The sequence below is a fragment of the Nostoc sp. DSM 114161 genome (assembly GCF_052692665.1).
In genome coordinates this window covers 6,846,928-6,864,601 of record NZ_CP195141.1, presented here as the reverse complement: position 1 = coordinate 6,864,601, position 17,674 = coordinate 6,846,928, and the positions used below count along the sequence as shown (strand labels likewise).

Here is a 17,674-nt window from a genome sequence, read left to right as displayed (position 1 = left end):
TTTTTACCAATAACTACACATACTCTTGCGTTCCTCTCCGCGCCTCTGCGTCTCTGCGTGAGATAAAAGCTTCTCAACAATCTAATATCTCCAAATCCAAAGCAATTTGAATTTGGTCATTTAAAACCGCATCAATATCATCTTTAGTTGTCAACGGATTAGCAATTACCGCACGCAACGCAGTTACAGAAATCTCTTTGTCCAAACAACTAATTCTCTTTATTGTCCGCGAAATAAAACTACGACCAGCTTGACGCTGACTTTTTTGCAAACGCTCATTAAATATATTAATTTGTTGATTATCACTTTCTGTTAATTGCTTTTTAATAGCAACTTCTCTTAAAGACTGTGGAATATAACGATAAAGAAGTAGATTGATATCCGGTTCCGATAGTAACTCAAATTCCGGCATAGCATTGATACGATCGGCCATATATTGCGTCTTCTCAATACCTGCATCAATCAAAAATTCATAACCCTTCAAACCTATCAGATGTAGCCCAGCATGTAAAAATAATGCCATTCCCGGACGAGAACCTTCTAAAGCGCGTTTTCCTAAATCGAATGAACCTTTACGCATGGTATAGCTAGCATTTTTTTCAATCGATGCAGCTAGGTGTGGTTCGCGCATGAATACCATGCCAATACCCATAGGTAAATACAGCTGTTTATGTCCATCAATTGTGACAGAATCAGCGCGTTCGATACCAGCAAGTTTTTGTCGATGTTGTTCGGAAAATATTAGCGGCCCGCCCCAAGCTGCATCTACATGAAAATGAACATTTGCAGCTTCGGCTATATCTGCAATATCTGAAAGTGAGTCTATATTACCAGAATCAGTAGTACCGGCAACGCCAGCGATCGCAATTATATGCAAATTTTTGGATTGACAGTCTGCAACAGCCTGACGTAAGGCTACTAAATCCACTTGATTGTTTTTATTAGTAGGAATTTTAATTAAACTATGCGTACCTATACCTAATAAATCTGCTGCTTTTTCAAAAGAAAAATGCATCAATTCAGAACCAATTATTACTGCTCCTTGATAACCGTAGTAATCTAAAGCTGCTGGTAAACCTGCTTTTTCTACACCCGGAAAACTATTTTTTGCACCCAAAGATTTATTACGAGCGCACCATAATGCAATAATGTTTGCTGCGGTACCACCAGAAACTAATATGCCTAAAGTACTTTGACTATTTTGGATATGCTCGCTATAGAATTCGTCACGAAAGTTATAAATTAATCTATGAATCATTGCCAAAGCCTGACGCTCATAAGGGCTAAAAGCTTTCGCTGTTTCTATTTTGACAACATTCTGATTCATCGCTGTCATCAATTTTGCCAGAGGTCGTACAAAACAGGGCAGCGCAGAGGTCATGTGACCTATAAATCGGGGTGAAGATGTACGTATTGAATGATTAATAACATTATTTGCTAAATATTCAAGATAGGTATCGAAGTCAGCAGGATTAACTGGAACTTGGCTATCAGTAAATGTTTCTATTAATGAATTAAATTCAATATCTGAATTAGTATTAATCGCATTTAAGAAATTATCAATCAATACATCAGTTTCAATAGCCATCGTAGCTTCTGTAGAGATTAAGCTATTAGATGGTGCAAATAATTGCATCACTTCATTAGCAACCGCATACTGTGGCGTTAGCTCATTCTCTAAAAATAAATTTTGCTGACTTAATGCCATTTTATACCCCACCAAGGATTTATGCTTTTGACTATTTACTTTTGACTAGCTCTGCGATGATTTTGTCTAGCTTCTTTGCGACGCTTCATTGAAGCAGACCTTACTTGAGGACGGTAAGAATCTTTTTGCAAAACAACTTCTTCATCGCTGGTTAAAAGCTCGGCAAGCGAACTGATAGTTGGTCTTTCATAAATGCTGATTATCGGAATATGAGTATTTAATTCTTTCTGTAACTGGGAGATAAGCTCAACACCAATTAAAGAACTACCTCCCAAATCAAAAAAGTTATCATAAATACCAATCTTTTCAATTCCTAGAACTTTCTGCCAAGCTTTCGCAACTATTTGCTCTACTTTATTACTAGCTGGAACATACTCGTTTTGTAAGTTTCCTCTGGAATGGAGCGATAAAGTATCTGCATTATTGTGTAAAAATTGCCGTTTTATCCATTGCTCAATTCTCGGTTGCAACTCTCCCGCAGAAACAACAATCTGAGGAGTTCTATTTAAACATAATACGCGGCTAAAGACATCTATACCCTCCTTCCATGTCATGCGTAATTTTTCTAAAGCTACTCCCACAGTTAGGTCTTCGATATCGCTTTCTTGAGATTGCCAAGTATCCCAGTTTACGCTAATACAAGGAAACAAATTTGTTTGGTTTTGCTTATGAGCATAAGCATCCATAAAAATGTTAGCAGCAGAATAAGAAGTTAACCCCAAACCTCCTAATACAGATGATGAGGAAGATGTGAATAAACAAAAATCTAGCTTTTGACCTTGCAAAACTTTTTCTAAAACAAATATCCCGTATACTTTAGGACTAAATTGTGCTTGACTTTGAGCTTTAGAACTTTCTTCAATAGTGTAATACGCGTCGTCATTAATTCCGGCGGTGTGGATGACACCATGAATTTCACCAAAGCGTTGTTTAGCTAATTCTATAGCTTTTTGCATTTGTTGTTCGTTAGCTACATCAGCACTAATCGCTTCAACGTCAGCACCTAATTCCTCAAGCATCATTACTCTTTTCAGCTTTTGGCTAACTTCATTAGATTCATCATGAGTTAGTAGCCATTCAGACCATTTATGCCTTTCTGGTAAGCCTTTTCTACCGATTAAAATCAACTTAGCTTGCACTGTTTTTGCTAAGTATTCTGACATTGCTAAACCAATGCGACCAAGACCCCCAGTGATTAGGTAAACACCGCCTTTTCTTAACTTGGTTTTGCTGGTAATACTCTCATCTAAACGTACAGCTTCGTAAGTTTTAATCCAGCGATGATTGCCCCGATAAGCAATTAAATTGTCAGTTATTGGTGCTGTAAATTCTATAGTCAGTGAATCTATTAGTGTTGGTAATGGCTTAGTTTTAGAGTCTGCAAGTACGATATCAAAGCAACAACAAGTTATGTTGAGATATTCTTGTGGAATTACATTACACGGCCCTAATATAGTTGCTTTCTCAGGGCATAAATTCTCATTACCAGTGACATCATGTAGATTGCTGGTGACAACCATTAACTTTATTGGGTCAATGATATTATGTTTCGCCAAGGCTTGTGCAAGGAACAACAGACTATCAAAACCGAGATTTTGGCAATCTTCAAAAAATTGATATTGTGTTTCTGGGTCTAGCTCTTGACTAGGTAAAATATCGTTAGGAGTTACACTCCAAAAATGCGCGATTTGCCTTCCTTCGTTAATCCAATTCTGTTCTTGTAGTGCTTGAAATAAAGTATCATAGTCATCCTTTTGTTGGGGATTAATTACATAATTCGAGCCATCAAGTTTAGCAAATTTATCTCCAACACTGACAAAAATTACATCTTGATTTTGTTGTTTGAGTCGTTGGGCAATTTCTACTCCCACTCCATAGTTATCAACAAAAATTAACCAAGATGGCTTTTCTTCTAGGAGTTTATCCGCTTGAATAAGTTCAACAGGCGTCGATTCTTTCCAGCGAGGAACATAGAACCAGTCAGCAATATCTGGCTTTTTATCTAATTTTTTTGGCGACATCATTGCCAAAGTTGCATTTTTATTTACCTCAATCCAATAACGTTGACGCTCAAAAGGATAAGTAGGTAAAGGTAGGCGATGACGTTTTTCTTTTGCATAAAAACCAGACCAATCAATTTGCAGCCCTACTAACCAAAGTTTACCCAAAGTATTAAGTAAAAATTCTATATCTGATTGTTGCTCTTGAGGATGTCGTATAGAGGTTAGTGTTGTTGCATCTGTTTGATGTTGTTTAGCCAAACTACTTAAAGTCCTTCCCGGGCCGACTTCCAATAATACTTGCTCTGGCTGTTTCAATAACTCAGAAACTCCTAAGTGAAAGCGTACTGGTTGCCTTAAATGTTTTGCCCAATATTTAGGAGCTGTTGCTTCGCTTGCAGTAATCCAAGTTCCACTAACATTGGAAATAAAAGGAATTTTCGGAGGATTAAGTTTTACTTTTTCTAAAGACTTAATGAAAGTCTCAATGATGGGTGACATCATTTCGGAATGAAAGGCATGAGATGTATGCAAACGCCGACAATTTACACCTATTTGTTGCAGCTTCTCTTGCAATTTATCTATTGCTGCGTGTGAACCAGACAATACACAAGAAGCAGGTGCATTAATCGCAGCTAAAGAAATTCCTTTTTCTAGAAATTGTTGTATTTTCTCTTCTGAAAGCTGAACCGAAAGCATAGCACCGCCAGGTAACTCTTGCATGAGTTTTCCTCGCATTGCTACTATCGCTAAGGTATCTTCTAAAGTGAAAACTCCGGCTATAGTTGCAGCTACATACTCTCCAATACTATGACCAATCATCGCCTCAGGACGCACGCCCCAAGACATCCACAACTTGGTCATGGCATATTGAATTACAAACAATGCTGGTTGAGTAATTGCTGTTTGTTGTAATTTTTGTGTTGCTTCTGTAACTGTTTCTTCGCTGGGATAAATAACTGTACGTAAGTCTATTTGTAAGTGAGGTTTTAACAGTTCGCAGCAATAATCAACTTGCTCTCTAAATACACTTTCATGTTCATATAATTCTCGACCCATATTTACATATTGCGAACCTTGCCCGGAAAACATAAACACAACCGAGCGATTACAAGGTTCTTGATAATAAGTAAAACTTCTTTGCGGGTCTTGCAATGCGCTAATAGCATCCTCTTGATTTTGACAAACTACCATGCGGCGATGGTTGAAAGCCCAGCGACCTACTTGTAAAGTATGAGCAACGTCAGCAATATTTAAATCTGGATGCTTTTGTAGATGATTAACGAGATTTTCTGTAGCAGTTTCTAGTGCTGTATTCGTCTTAGCTGAAAGTAGCACCAATTGATATTTTCTCCCCTGATCCCTTGCTCCTCTACTCCCCTGCTGCGTTGGAGCTTCTTCTAAAATTATATGGGCATTTGTGCCACCAAAACCAAAGGAACTAACACCCGCACGGCGAGGAGTACCGTTTGTTTTCCACTCTGATAATTGATTATTTACATAAAAGGGACTGTTAGCAAAATCAATTTGAGGCGATGGTTCTTCAAAGTTTAAACTAGGAGGAATTTGTTTGTGTTTTAGGGCTAAAACAGTTTTAATTAAACCTGCTACACCGGCAGTTGAATCTAAATGTCCGATATTGGTTTTTACAGAACCAATGGCACAAAATCCTTTTTTCTGAGTTTTAGTACGAAAAGCTTGCGTTAATGCAGCAATTTCAACGGGGTCGCCTAACGAAGTTCCGGTTCCATGTGCTTCAATATAGCTAATAGTATCGGGTTCGACTTCAGCCATTACTTGGGCTGCTCGAATTACTTTCGCTTGACCATTGACGCTGGGTGCGGTGTAGCTAACTTTATCGGAGCCATCATTATTAATAGCAGAGCCTTTGATAATAGCATGGATGCAATCTCCATCGGCGATCGCTTCTTCTAATCGTTTTAAAACTACAAGACCTAAACCTCTTCCTTTTACGGTTCCCGCAGCCTTAGCATCAAAAGCACGGCAATGTCCGTCGGGAGATTCAATTCCTCCCTCTTGATATAAATAACCGTCTGCTGTTGAGATTGAAACTCCTCCAGCTAAAGCAATATCGCACTCACCACTAAGCAAACTTTGACAAGCTAAATGTATCGCAACTAACGAACTCGAACAAGTAGTTTGAACCGCATAACTTGGTCCTTGCAAATTTAATTTATAAGAAACAAGTGTAGTAACGTAATCTGGAGAAGTTCCTTTTTCTATTTGCTTACCACCTACAGATGCTATCAAATCGTAATTAGAATAAATATTCAGTAGATAGCTGCCAAAACTCGTACCAGCGTAAACTCCAATAGGTTTTTTATATATCTGCGAACTATAACCAGCATCCTCTAGTGCTTTCCATGAATACTCTAAGAAAAAGCGCAGTGAAGGATCTAGAATTTCTGCTTCTCTAGGACTAAAGTCGAAGAATGAAGCATCAAACAAATCTATACCTTCAACTCGACCTTCTGCTTTCACATAGTTCGGGTCATTTATTAAAGCTGCATCTACACCTAAATCTTTTAATTCTTGGTCGCTAAATTTATGAATTGACTCTACTCTGTCTCGAAGATTTTGCCAAAATTGCTCGATGTTTTGAGCTTTTGGAAAACAGCCACTCATGCCAATAATCGCTATTTCCAAACCAGTTGTATTATTGAAATATCCTGAATTTTCCATAATTCATTGGGCTGTTAGCCGTTACACTTTCTGTTGTCTTTTTTGTAAAAAACGTTGCTTTAATCTGGCTTTGCCAGCTTCGATTTGTTCATTTAATTCATTGCTTTGATTTTCAAAGCTGTCATCTTCTTCTTGGTTCAAGTATCGAGATATAGAACTGATTGTTGGATATTTAAATAGGTCAGTTATTGCTAAGTCTGGTTTAAAAAGCTCTCGCAGTTTGCTGTAAACCTGAAGCACATTTAGCGAATGCCCGCCAAGGTCAAAAAAGTTATCTTGAATGCCAACTTTCTCCACCTTGAGAATTTTCTGCCAAATATCGGCAATTGTACGTTCCATCTCATTTCGCGGCAATACATAAGCTGTTTCTAGTACTGGGCGAAGATTATCTGGTTTTGGTAAAGCTTTCCTATCTACCTTTCCGCTAGGTGCTAGAGGCAGATTTTCTAGCATCACAAAGGCAGAAGGTAACATGTGGTCGGGTAATTTTTCTTTTAAGAAACTACGCAATTTACTAATACTAGGAACTGGCGATATTTTAGCAACTAGATAAGCAACAATTAATAAGTTACCTGGTTGGTCTTCTTGAACTATGACAACATTTTCACGTACATTCGGATGCTGATTTAAAAATGTTTCAATTTCCCCAAGTTCTACTCGGAAACCGCGAATTTTTACTTGATGGTCAATGCGTCCAAGGAATTCAAGATTTCCATCAGCCAGCCACCTGCCTAAATCTCCAGTTTTATAAATTAAATCCTGACGATTTGGTGGTAACTTCTTTCTATTATCTGAAAAGGGGTTAGGAACAAAACTTAAATTAGTTTTTTCTTGATTTTTCCAATACCCCGCACCGACACCAATTCCCGAAACACAAATTTCTCCCGGAGCGCCAATCGGTAATAGTTGCATTTGCTCATCTAGAACGTAGATATTCAAGTTGGCTAATGGTTTACCAATTGGTACTGTGCGCTGATTTTCAGCAAAAGGCTGGTTAACAATAAATTGAGTAATATCGTCAGCAGCTTCGGTAGGGCCGTAAGCGTTAACAATTTTGATTTCAGGATATATCTGGAGCCACTTATTTACCCAACTTACCGTTACTGGTTCTCCTACAACCATCATCCATTTCAAATCGGGTAATTCTCTTTCATGACTTCCTAACTGGGAGGTATATTCGAGTAAGCCGCCAAATAATGCAGGTACTAATTCAACAACTGTAATTTTTTCTGATTTTAGTGCCTTAAATAGTTTATCAGGAATTCCTACAGTTTCTACATCTACTATTACTGTTTTGCCGCCGATTAAAAGCGGTGCTAAAAATTGCCAAACTGAAATATCTGTGGATGAAGGTGCGCTTTGAAGAAAAGAAAATTCTTCTGTTAGCTGTAACTCATCAAATTGAGCATAAATATGGTTAATTGCCCCATCATGCCTAACAATCGCTCCTTTTGGTAATCCTGTAGACCCAGAAGTATAGAGCATATAAGCTGGGTCAGCAGCATCATTAATAGGTTCTATATTATCATTAGGCAGATGTTCAAAATCTAACTTATTATATATCTTTAATCCTGGGCGATCGCCATCTAATTTCTGACCGTTAACTAAGCTATCTAAACAAATAATAGATGATAGCTGCGAACAACCTTCTGCTAAGTCTGATAAAGCATTCAATAACGAAGCATCTGTAAATAAAAACCTCACTTCGCTATTAGCTAGCATATATTTAATTCGGTTAGGTGGATAAGTACTATCAATGGGTACATAAGCTCCACCTGCCTTGTAGATAGCAAGGATAGCAATGATAAAATTAATATCGCGGTCTTTGAAAATCCCTACAAACTCTCCTTGATTAAGTCCTAATTTCCGCAACAACTCAGCTACCTGATTAGCTTTATGATTTAGTTCTTCATAAGTTAATTGAGTTTGCTCATGAACTACAGCTATATTATTTGGAGTGTGAGATACTTGCTTTTCAAATAATTGGTTTATTGTCTGTTCGACTGGATATTCTTTAATATTGTTGTTATAGTCCTGTAATAATTTGTATCTATCAGAGTCTTTTAATAAAACAACATCAGAAATTTTAACATCAACTTTATTCAGGCAACTTTCTAGAACATTGACATAACATCTGCTCATAAATTTAATATTTTCATCTTCAAACAGATGTTCGCCATATTCTATATCAACACTAATAGTTTCACCATTAACCGTAAAAAAAATTGTAATGTCATTATTGAGTTGGTTTAAGTGGCTTTTTTGATGGATATTTTCTAGTAAAACTACTATATCAAAAATTGGAGAGCGATTGGTAATCGTCGGTATTTCTAATAATCTAATTAATTCATTAAAATCATAATTTTGATGACTATAAGCATCTATGGCAGCATCTTTGACTTGCAAAACAAAATCTTGGAATGAAAGCTGAGGTATAACTTGGGTACGCAAAGGAATCACTTTGCTATTTACGTCATCTGTTCCAATTTTTTCATATACTGGTATGCCAACGATAACATCATTGTTTCGCGTATATTTTGGTAGCAATATTTTAAAGGCAGATAAAAGTATTAAATAAATTGAAAAATAAGAACCTTTCCCAAGTTTAATAATTCTTTGAGATAAATCATTTGATAAGTCAAAGCTGAGAGATTTTTTGCTAGCACTAGGGAATAAAGGTCTTACATAGTCCAGCATTAAATTTGTTTCTGGTAATTCTCCTGATAGTTTATTTATCCAATAAATTTTTTCAGAGAATGTGTCATGCGAGTGTAGATGTAAACCCATAATCTTTTCCTAGTAATCAACTACTTGGCAAATCAACTAATACGTAATACCAATTTTATGTGAAGCTGCACTGAAGAAGTCATGCTCTATTCTTGGCATTCTTGGTGTTCTTGGCGGTTCGTTTTTTTTAATTCTGTCCATCTTCATACAGAATTGGTATAAATCTAATTTGATATACAATCATCAAAGGCTGCTTTGATAATTGAACAACCCTTTTGCAAGCTGCACATATCAATTATTAGAGGTGGCAGAATTTTAAGTACACTATCATTTCTGCCTGCTTTTTCAATGATTAATCCTAGCTCAAAACAACGCGATGCGATACGTTGAGATAAAGTGCGATCGACAAAACTTTTTAAATCAATTCCCCAAATCATTCCAATCCCGCGAATTTCAATTTTTTCACTAATTGATGCTATTTTTTGAGTGAGAAAATTTTTCAAAAAAAGCTCTTTGGTTTTCACATCTTGTTCAAAATCAAAACTTTCTCGATACTCTAGAGCCGCTGTTGCTCCAATAAATGCTAATTGATTTCCTCTAAAAGTACCATTATGTTCGCCCGGTTCCCAGATATCCAACTCTGGCTTAATTAATAATAGCGACATGGGGAACCCATACCCGCTAATTGATTTAGATAGTACTACCATATCGGGAACAATATCTGCTCTTTCAAAAGAAAAGAAAGACCCCGTTCTACCGCAGCCGACTTGAATATCATCGCAGATTAATAAAATATCATTCTCATTACACAACTTTCTTAATCTTTGCATCCAGTCAATGGGAGCGACAATAACTCCACCTTCGGCTTGCACTGTTTCAAAGATTATTGCTGCCGGTTTTTCAATTCCAGAATTAACGTCATTTAAAACCGATTGTATATATTCTATTGTGTCAAAACTCTCCATAAATCCATAAGGATAAGGCATAAATGTTACATTACTTGATGTACCAATTGCGCCTGCTCGAATTCCGACATTACCACTAATTGATAAGCTGCCTAAAGTCATTCCATGATATCCTCCCATAAAGGAGAAAATACCAGGTCTTTTTTTAACTTTTCTGGCTAATTTTAAAGCAGCTTCTACTGCATTTGTTCCTGTTGGGCCGCAAAATTGAATGCGATAATCTAGTTTTTTTGAACTGAGTATGACTTCATCAAACTTCGCTAAAAACTTTTCTTTAGCTGAAGTATACATATCCAGTCCATGTGCAATGCCATCAGCATCTAAATATGAAATAACCCTTTGTTTTATATAATCATGGTTATGTCCATAATTTAAAGCCCCTGCTCCAGCAAAAAAATCAATATATTCTTTCCCTGATTCGGAATAAATTATAGAACCTTTAGCTCTATGAAAGATATCCGGAAAATTATGGCAATAGCTTCTGACGTTAGATTCACGCTTTTCAAATATGTTCATGAGATTTTTAGATTTGAATTACAAACCGAGCGTATACTTCTTAAGAAACATAATTGAGATAAGATTTATAGAATTTGAAAATTATTTGAGGAGGTACTTTAAATACTAAACCCATCGTTAATAACCAGTTGTAATATAAATTTTGAACTGGCATCCCTTTTTTAATAGCTGCTAAAGCAGTTAAGGAACTTTTTTGAGTATGCCAATCGATATTGAAAGAAATTGACATATCTAAACTTCTAACATGATGCAGCGTTCCAGGAGGCATATATAAAATCTCCCCAGGATTGACAATAAATGTAATCGGTCTAGCACTTTTGTAATCAGGATATTTATTAAAATCTGGATTTTCTGGATTAACACTAAACCATCTCCAGCCTTGGCGATAACAATATTTGGCATCTTCAGCTAATAAGATGGTAAATTGTTTGCGTCCGGCAATTTGGAAAAAGATATTGTTAGTGAGAAGACAATCAAAATGTAGCGGTGTAATACTGTTAGAACAACCTAAAAAAAACTGGCAGTAACGCCACCACTTGTACCAATACCATTCAGGCAAATATTCAAAAGGAAATGGTTTAACGTCCTCTATTAGTGAAGGAATTAAGCTAAATAAAGGTAAGTCATGGCAATATGGTGGTAGAGGACAATTTTCACTATCTTTTTCATAGCTTTCTATTAGCTCTATATATTTTTTCATCGTCAAACGGCATATTTCGATTTCCTTATTGCTAAATCTCTTGGCATAAATATTTAGAGATGGAGAGATTTTTTTTAAGTATTTTAAAGACCAATTATCAAACCCACTCCAATTGGAAATTACTCCAGAAATTATGACTGGTTTACCTAGTTCAACATAACTTTTTTTGAATTCATCACTTGAGAGCTTATATCTTCTTTCTATTGCAGAGGAAATAATCATGCTTTAATACCTTAAAATGTTGCAGCTAATTGCCAATCAAATGATGCTTCTTTTTCTAAAGCAGTTAATATTTGCTGTTGTTGTGGTGTCGAAAGTGATAGTTCTTTGATTGGAACGCCAGGATTATTGATAATTTCTTCGAGAAGTACTTGAAAATCTCTAATTATCCCAGTAATTGTAGGAATATCAAATCTAGAAGCATTGTATGAAATTGCTACTATAATTTCTGATTCGGGATAGATAACTAAATTCAGAGGATAGTTGTTTCTGTAATAGGTTCCAGTCGGTTCAAATTCTATATCGCCTTTCCAATTTCTGACAAATTGGCTAACAGGAAGGTTCTCAACTACAACAATTGTTTCAAAGAAAGGTAAATTTCGAGGTACTTCACTCCAGCCTTGAATTTGTGTTAGGGGAGTATATTCATGATGCCGTGCTTCTACTAATTGGGTCTGAAAATATTGTAGCCATGACAACACTTGTTGGTTAGGATTTAACTTGACATTAATTGGTAAGGTATTTATAAACATACCAACCATTGTATGTACGTCGGCTAAGTCTACTGGTCTTCCTGTAACAGTACATCCATACATGATATTGTCACGACAAGTGTAACGGCTCAGAAGAATAGACCAAATTCCATGAACTAATGTGGCAAGAGTTAGACGATTTTTTGTAGCAAAAGATAGCAGCGTTTTTGTAGTTGCTTGTGATAATTGAATTTTTTCTTCGTCATACCTTTCTTTTTGGTCAGGTAGTTGGTTATTTTCTATATAAGTTAAGGGAGTTGGTACTTTTACTCCTTGTAGTGCTTGCCGCCAATAACTTTCGGTCTTAGCTATATTTTGTTGCTGTAACCAGTCGATATAATTCCTAAAAGGACGCGCTGGCGGTAAGTTAGCTTGTTTGGATTCACAAAGTGCTGCGTAAATTTGTAGGCATTCTTCTAATATTATCGGAGTTGTCCAACCGTCTATAATTATATGATGATTACTCCAAATAAATTCATAGCAATCATCAGCAAGACGAATGAGAGAGAGACGCATTAAACATGGTTGGGAAAAGTCAAAACATAATTGGCGATCGCTCTCTAAAAATAACTTCAATTTCTTTTGTTGTTCTGCTTGCTCAATACCACGCCAATCATATTGATTTAGACTAATTTTTACTTGTTTATAGACAACTTGTAATGGATTATCAATGTCTTCCCAATAAAATCCTGTACGCAAAATAGTATGTCTATCTACTACTTGCTGCCATGCTTGTTCAAAAGCCTCTATATTTGGATGCCCATGTAAAGTTAAGGTGTGGTGGAAAAAATATAAGGCTGATTCTTTCGCATACAAACAATGGAATAGCATTCCCTTTTGAACTGGTGTAAGTTCATATATATCTTCTACATTTTCTGGTTTCATTATGCTTTTTTCTCACTTAATCGGTTGATTTTTGCGAACAATTTGTCTAAGTCTTGTTGGTTCAAGTTAGCTCTGGGAAAATCAGAGGGTGTATATTTTTCTGCTCGCTGCTGAGTCGGTGTAAGATAAACCTCTTCATCTTTGAAATCATTTTGCTTAGTCTCATTTAAATTTGCTGCTATTACTAATTCAGCAATAGTTTGGTGTAGAAACATTTGTTGAGAAGTTAACTTGAGGCCTAATTGGTTAGCTTTGGCAACAATTTGAATTGTAATAATTGAGTCTCCTGCCAACTCAAAGAAGTTGTCATGAATACCCACCTTGTCAATTCCCAAAAATTGTTGCCAAATATCCGCTAGAGTCTGCTCGATTTCGTTACGGGGAGCAACATAAGCATTTGCTAAGTTCGGACGTGGATGCCTATATTCGGCAGAATTTGTTTTTGATGTCTCCGATAAAATACTTAAATCTTGGTCTACATAATTGAAAGAATTATTCTGTTCAATTACTTGTTGAAAGTCTTGGGTTGAGACAACAACACGAGGCAAACCACTTAACAAAATACGATTAAAAGCTTCAGCACCTTCTTGAGGTAGTATTCCTTTTTTAATTTCTTCTTCACGTTGCAGCTTTAATTGTTCTGGTAGTGTTGTCTCTACTGCCATCCCTACTTCTTGCCAAGTATCCCAATTGATTGACACTGTGAATTCGTCAGATTGAGAAGCACGATAATTTGCATAAACATCTAGAAATGCATTGGCGGCACAATAATCTACCTGTCCAAATTCACTCAAGATAGAACTTTGGGATGAACAAAGTACCAAGAAATCTAAAGTAATATTTTTGGACTTTAAAATCTGTTCTAATACTAATGTGCCCTTGACTTTTGCTGCGAAGACACTGTTTGCTACATCCTCTGTTTTGAGTTGAATCATGCCACCGCCAGCAATACCCGCTGCATGGATGACGCCATTAATTTGACCAAATTTTTCTAAAGCTTCACTAATAGCTACCTGCATTTTTTCGTAGCTGGCGACATCAGTACTTTTAATCTCAATTTCCGATCCTAATTTTTCAAGTGCTAACATTTTTTGTATCTTGCGGCTAACAAAATCTTGACGATCGTGAGTTTCTAGCCATTGTTGCCATTGCGATCGCTCTGGTAATCCCTTCCTACCAATTAAAATTAACTTAGCTTGTACTGTCTTCGCTAAATGTTCCGCCAGCACCAAACCTATACCGCCAAGTCCACCAGTAATTAAGTAAACTCCTGCTTTTTTTAACTTAGCTTTACCTGGGATATTTTCATCTAAACGTACATTTTCAAAGGTTGGAATCCAGCGATAATATCCCCGATAAGCAACAATATTTTCGGTTTGCTTGGTTGTTACTTCTGTAATCAGATATTTGGCAAATTTATGGGTGATTTGAGCAGTAGGAATTATGACATCAATAAGAGAGCAATGAATATTTGAATATTCTTTAGGAATTACCTTACAAGCACCCAATATCGTTGATTTCTCTGGGCGTAGCTTTTCATCGCCGATGACATTATATAAATTATTAGTTACAACTTTTAACTTTAAATAATCACTGATATTTTGCTTTCCTAATGCCTGCGCCAAATACAACAAACTCCAAAAGCCGAGCTTCTGACAACTTTCAAAAGTAGGTAAACTATCATTTGGTGTAATGCTCCAAAAATGAGCGATCGCATTTGGAATCAAACTTTGCTTTTGCAGTGCTTTAAACAAAGTATCGTAATCATTTTTTTGTTGCGGGTTAATAGTATATGTATATTTGTTGCTCTGAGTAAATTTATCAGCAACTCTAACTATAATTACATCTTGACTTTGCTGTTCGAGTTGTTTGGTAACTGCATTGCCAACTCCATAGTCATCTATAAAAACTAACCAGCAGGTATTTTTTTCAATTGGTTGGAATAATTCAATTGGTGTAGATTGTTTCCAGCTTGGGATATAAAACCAATCAGCAATATTTGGCTTTTTACCTAATGATTTTGGCGATATTGTTGATAACGCAGTTTCAGAATTAGCCTCAATCCAATAACGCTGACGCTCAAAAGGATAAGTAGGCAAAGGAATGTGTTTGCGTTGCTCACAAGCATAAAAGCCCGCCCAATTTATCGGTAATCCTGCTAACCAAAGCCGAGAGAGAGTATTAAGCAAAAATGCCACATCAGAAACTTGCTCTTGAGGATGCCGCAGCGAAGTTAGCACCATAGTTTGTGAAGCTAACTGTCGTTTAGTTAGGGTAGTTAATGTGCGTCCCGGGCCGATTTCTAAAAATATTCGCTCTGGTTGTTGCAGCAGTTCAGCAATTCCTTCGTTAAACAATACCGCTTGTCGTAAATGTTTAGTCCAGTAGTTAGGATCGGTTGCTTGGTCTGCCGTAATCCAAGTTCCGGTAACATTAGAAACAAAAGGAATTTGAGGTGCTTTCAGATTGACTTTTCTAACGTGTCGCACAAATGGCTCTAAAATCGGCTCCATCATTTGAGAATGGAAAGCATGAGACATATGCAGACGGCGACAATCTATACCTTGCTCAGTCAATTTATTTTGTAATATTTCTATGGCATTTGTAGCACCAGAAACCACACAAAGAGATGGTGTATTACTCGCTGCTAAAGAAAGTTCTGAACCCAACATTGGTTGTATTTGTTGAGCAGAAATAGAAACAGAAAGCATCGATCCAGGTTCGAGATTTTGCATTAATTGTCCGCGAATTGCGACTAAAGTCAGTGCCTCTTCTAAAGAAAAAACACCAGAAATACAAGCCGCTACATACTCGCCAATGCTGTGACCAATCATCGCTTGTGGATGCACGCCCCACGACATCCAAAGTTTAGCTAGGGCATATTCAATTACAAATAATGCAGGTTGGGTTAAGGAAGTTTGTTTAAGTTTTTCTTCTGTAGTTCCTAATGTTGTGGGATAAAGTATATCCTTAAGATTTAAATTTAAATGCGATTGGAAAAATTCACAACAATCATCAATTTGTTGCCGAAATATTGATTCTGTTTCATATAATTCCCGTCCCATGTTGACATACTGCGCTCCCTGTCCGGGAAACATGAATACAATTGGATGGTTACGGGTTTCTGAACAACTGCTAAAAACTCCTTGTTGATCTGGCGCTGTTAGTGTTTTTATTGCATCTGAAATATTCTGACATAACAACACTCGACGATGGTTAAAATTTCGGCGACCAACTTGCAAAGTATAAGCTACATCGGCAATATTGATTTGAGGATGCTGTGCCAAATAATTAGCAAGATTACTTGTAGCAGATTCCAATGCTGTTGGAGTTTTGGCAGAGATAGTCAATAAATGCCAGGGACGAGAAATACTTCCTTGGTTTGTAAAAAGTGGAGCTTCTTCTAATATTACATGGGCATTAGTACCGCCAATACCAAAAGAACTAACCCCTGCACGTCTAGGATATTTATCTGCTTTCCATTCAGAAAGTTTATTGTTGACATAAAAAGTGCTGTTGGCGAAATCGATTTGAGGATTTGGTTTCTCAAAATGCAAGCTGGGAGGAATTTGTTTGTGTTTGAGAGCTAAAACTGTTTTAATTAAACCTGCAACACCAGCGGCTGCATCTAGGTGCCCAATATTTGTTTTTAAAGAACCAATTGCACAGAAATTCTTATTTTTTGTACTACTTTGAAATGCTTGCGTTAGTGCAGCAATTTCAATCGGATCTCCTAAGGAAGTTCCTGTCCCGTGAGCTTCAATATAAGTGATTGTTTCTGGTTCTACTTCTGCAACAAATTGAGCGGTTTTAATAACTTTGGCTTGACCTTCTATCCGGGGTGCTGTGTAGCTAACTTTGTTTGAACCGTCGTTATTAATGGCAGAACCTTTAATCACAGCATGAATAAAATCTCCATCATTTAATGTATCTTCTAATCTTTTTAATACAACGATTCCCACACCTTCTCCACTTACGGTTCCCTGTGCTTTAGCATCAAAAGCACGGCAATGTCCGTCAGGAGATTTAATACCTCCCTCTTTATATAAATAGCCAGTTTTTCTTGATGCACTGATAGAAACGCCACCAACTAAAGCAATATCACATTCACCGTTGAGCAAACTTTGGCAGGCTAAATGTACTGCTACTAATGAACTCGAACAAGCTGTTTGAACTGCATAACTAGGCCCAGTTAAATTAAGTTTGTAAGAAGTACGTGTAGCCAGATAATCTTTATCAGCAGCAATTGTTAGCTGATGTTCGTCTATTGAGTTTCTAATATTTTGATTAAAATAAATGTTTAGTAAATAACCGCTTAAGTTAGAACTAGCAAAAACACCTATGGCACCATTATAGGTTTCCGAATTATATCCAGCGTTTTCCAACGCTTCCCAAGCACACTCTAAAAAAATTCGGTGTTGGGGATCGGTCATTTCTGCGTCTCTGGGATTAAAACCAAAAAAGGCAGCGTCAAAAAGTTCTGCATCTTCTAAAATAGCATTGGCTTTCACATAATTGGGATTACTAATAAGTTCTGAATCTACTCCTGATGCTAATAGTTCTTCGTCACTAAAAAAAGAAATTGACTCTACACCATTTTGGAGATTATGCCAAAATTCATCAAGATTTTTTGCCCCAGGAAATCTTCCTGTTAATCCGATAATTGCAATTTCTGAACCGTTATTAGAATAAGTTTCAGTTGGACTATTCATAATTTA

General features: G+C 36.6%; 7 protein-coding genes. All 7 read right to left on the bottom strand.

Annotation, left to right across the window (positions count from 1 at the left end):
* Nucleotides 1-73: 73 nt before the first annotated feature.
* On the bottom strand, nucleotides 74-1,708 hold the full coding sequence (gene panP, locus NSTC745_RS28720; protein ID WP_445634037.1) for a pyridoxal-dependent aspartate 1-decarboxylase PanP: 1,635 nt from the start codon (nucleotides 1,706-1,708) through the stop codon (nucleotides 74-76).
* A 35-nt stretch (nucleotides 1,709-1,743) separates the two neighbouring features.
* On the bottom strand, nucleotides 1,744-6,411 hold the full coding sequence (locus tag NSTC745_RS28715) for an SDR family oxidoreductase (protein WP_445634036.1): 4,668 nt from the start codon (nucleotides 6,409-6,411) through the stop codon (nucleotides 1,744-1,746).
* A gap of 21 nt (nucleotides 6,412-6,432) precedes the next feature.
* On the bottom strand, nucleotides 6,433-9,198 hold the full coding sequence (locus tag NSTC745_RS28710; RefSeq protein ID WP_445634035.1) for a non-ribosomal peptide synthetase: 2,766 nt from the start codon (nucleotides 9,196-9,198) through the stop codon (nucleotides 6,433-6,435).
* 164 nt (nucleotides 9,199-9,362) lie between these two features.
* Nucleotides 9,363-10,619: a diaminobutyrate--2-oxoglutarate transaminase gene (gene ectB, locus NSTC745_RS28705; protein WP_445634034.1), complete on the bottom strand. Its 1,257-nt coding sequence runs from the start codon at nucleotides 10,617-10,619 to the stop codon at nucleotides 9,363-9,365.
* A 40-nt stretch (nucleotides 10,620-10,659) separates the two neighbouring features.
* The gene (locus NSTC745_RS28700) at nucleotides 10,660-11,541 is read right to left on the bottom strand and encodes a cupin-like domain-containing protein (protein WP_445634033.1); all 882 of its coding nucleotides are present in this window, start codon (nucleotides 11,539-11,541) and stop codon (nucleotides 10,660-10,662) included.
* Nucleotides 11,542-11,552: 11 nt separating this feature from the next.
* Nucleotides 11,553-12,956 carry a condensation domain-containing protein gene (locus NSTC745_RS28695; RefSeq protein WP_445634032.1) on the bottom strand — a complete coding sequence of 468 codons (1,404 nt, stop codon included), beginning with the start codon at nucleotides 12,954-12,956 and terminating at the stop codon, nucleotides 11,553-11,555.
* A complete protein-coding gene (locus tag NSTC745_RS28690) occupies nucleotides 12,956-17,668 on the bottom strand; it encodes an SDR family NAD(P)-dependent oxidoreductase (protein WP_445634031.1) in 4,713 nt (1,570 codons plus the stop codon). The genes NSTC745_RS28695 and NSTC745_RS28690 overlap by 1 nt, the downstream gene beginning before the upstream one ends.
* Nucleotides 17,669-17,674 lie beyond the last annotated feature (6 nt).

Bases quoted from the DNA above. Each gene is read 5' to 3' on its own strand.
- panP (WP_445634037.1), bottom strand. From the start codon at position 1,708: ATGGCATTAAGTCAGCAAAATTTATTTTTAGAGAATGAGCTAACGCCA.
- NSTC745_RS28715 (WP_445634036.1), bottom strand. From the start codon at position 6,411: ATGGAAAATTCAGGATATTTCAATAATACAACTGGTTTGGAAATAGCG.
- NSTC745_RS28710 (WP_445634035.1), bottom strand. From the start codon at position 9,198: ATGGGTTTACATCTACACTCGCATGACACATTCTCTGAAAAAATTTAT.
- ectB (WP_445634034.1), bottom strand. From the start codon at position 10,619: ATGAACATATTTGAAAAGCGTGAATCTAACGTCAGAAGCTATTGCCAT.
- NSTC745_RS28700 (WP_445634033.1), bottom strand. From the start codon at position 11,541: ATGATTATTTCCTCTGCAATAGAAAGAAGATATAAGCTCTCAAGTGAT.
- NSTC745_RS28695 (WP_445634032.1), bottom strand. From the start codon at position 12,956: ATGAAACCAGAAAATGTAGAAGATATATATGAACTTACACCAGTTCAA.
- NSTC745_RS28690 (WP_445634031.1), bottom strand. From the start codon at position 17,668: ATGAATAGTCCAACTGAAACTTATTCTAATAACGGTTCAGAAATTGCA.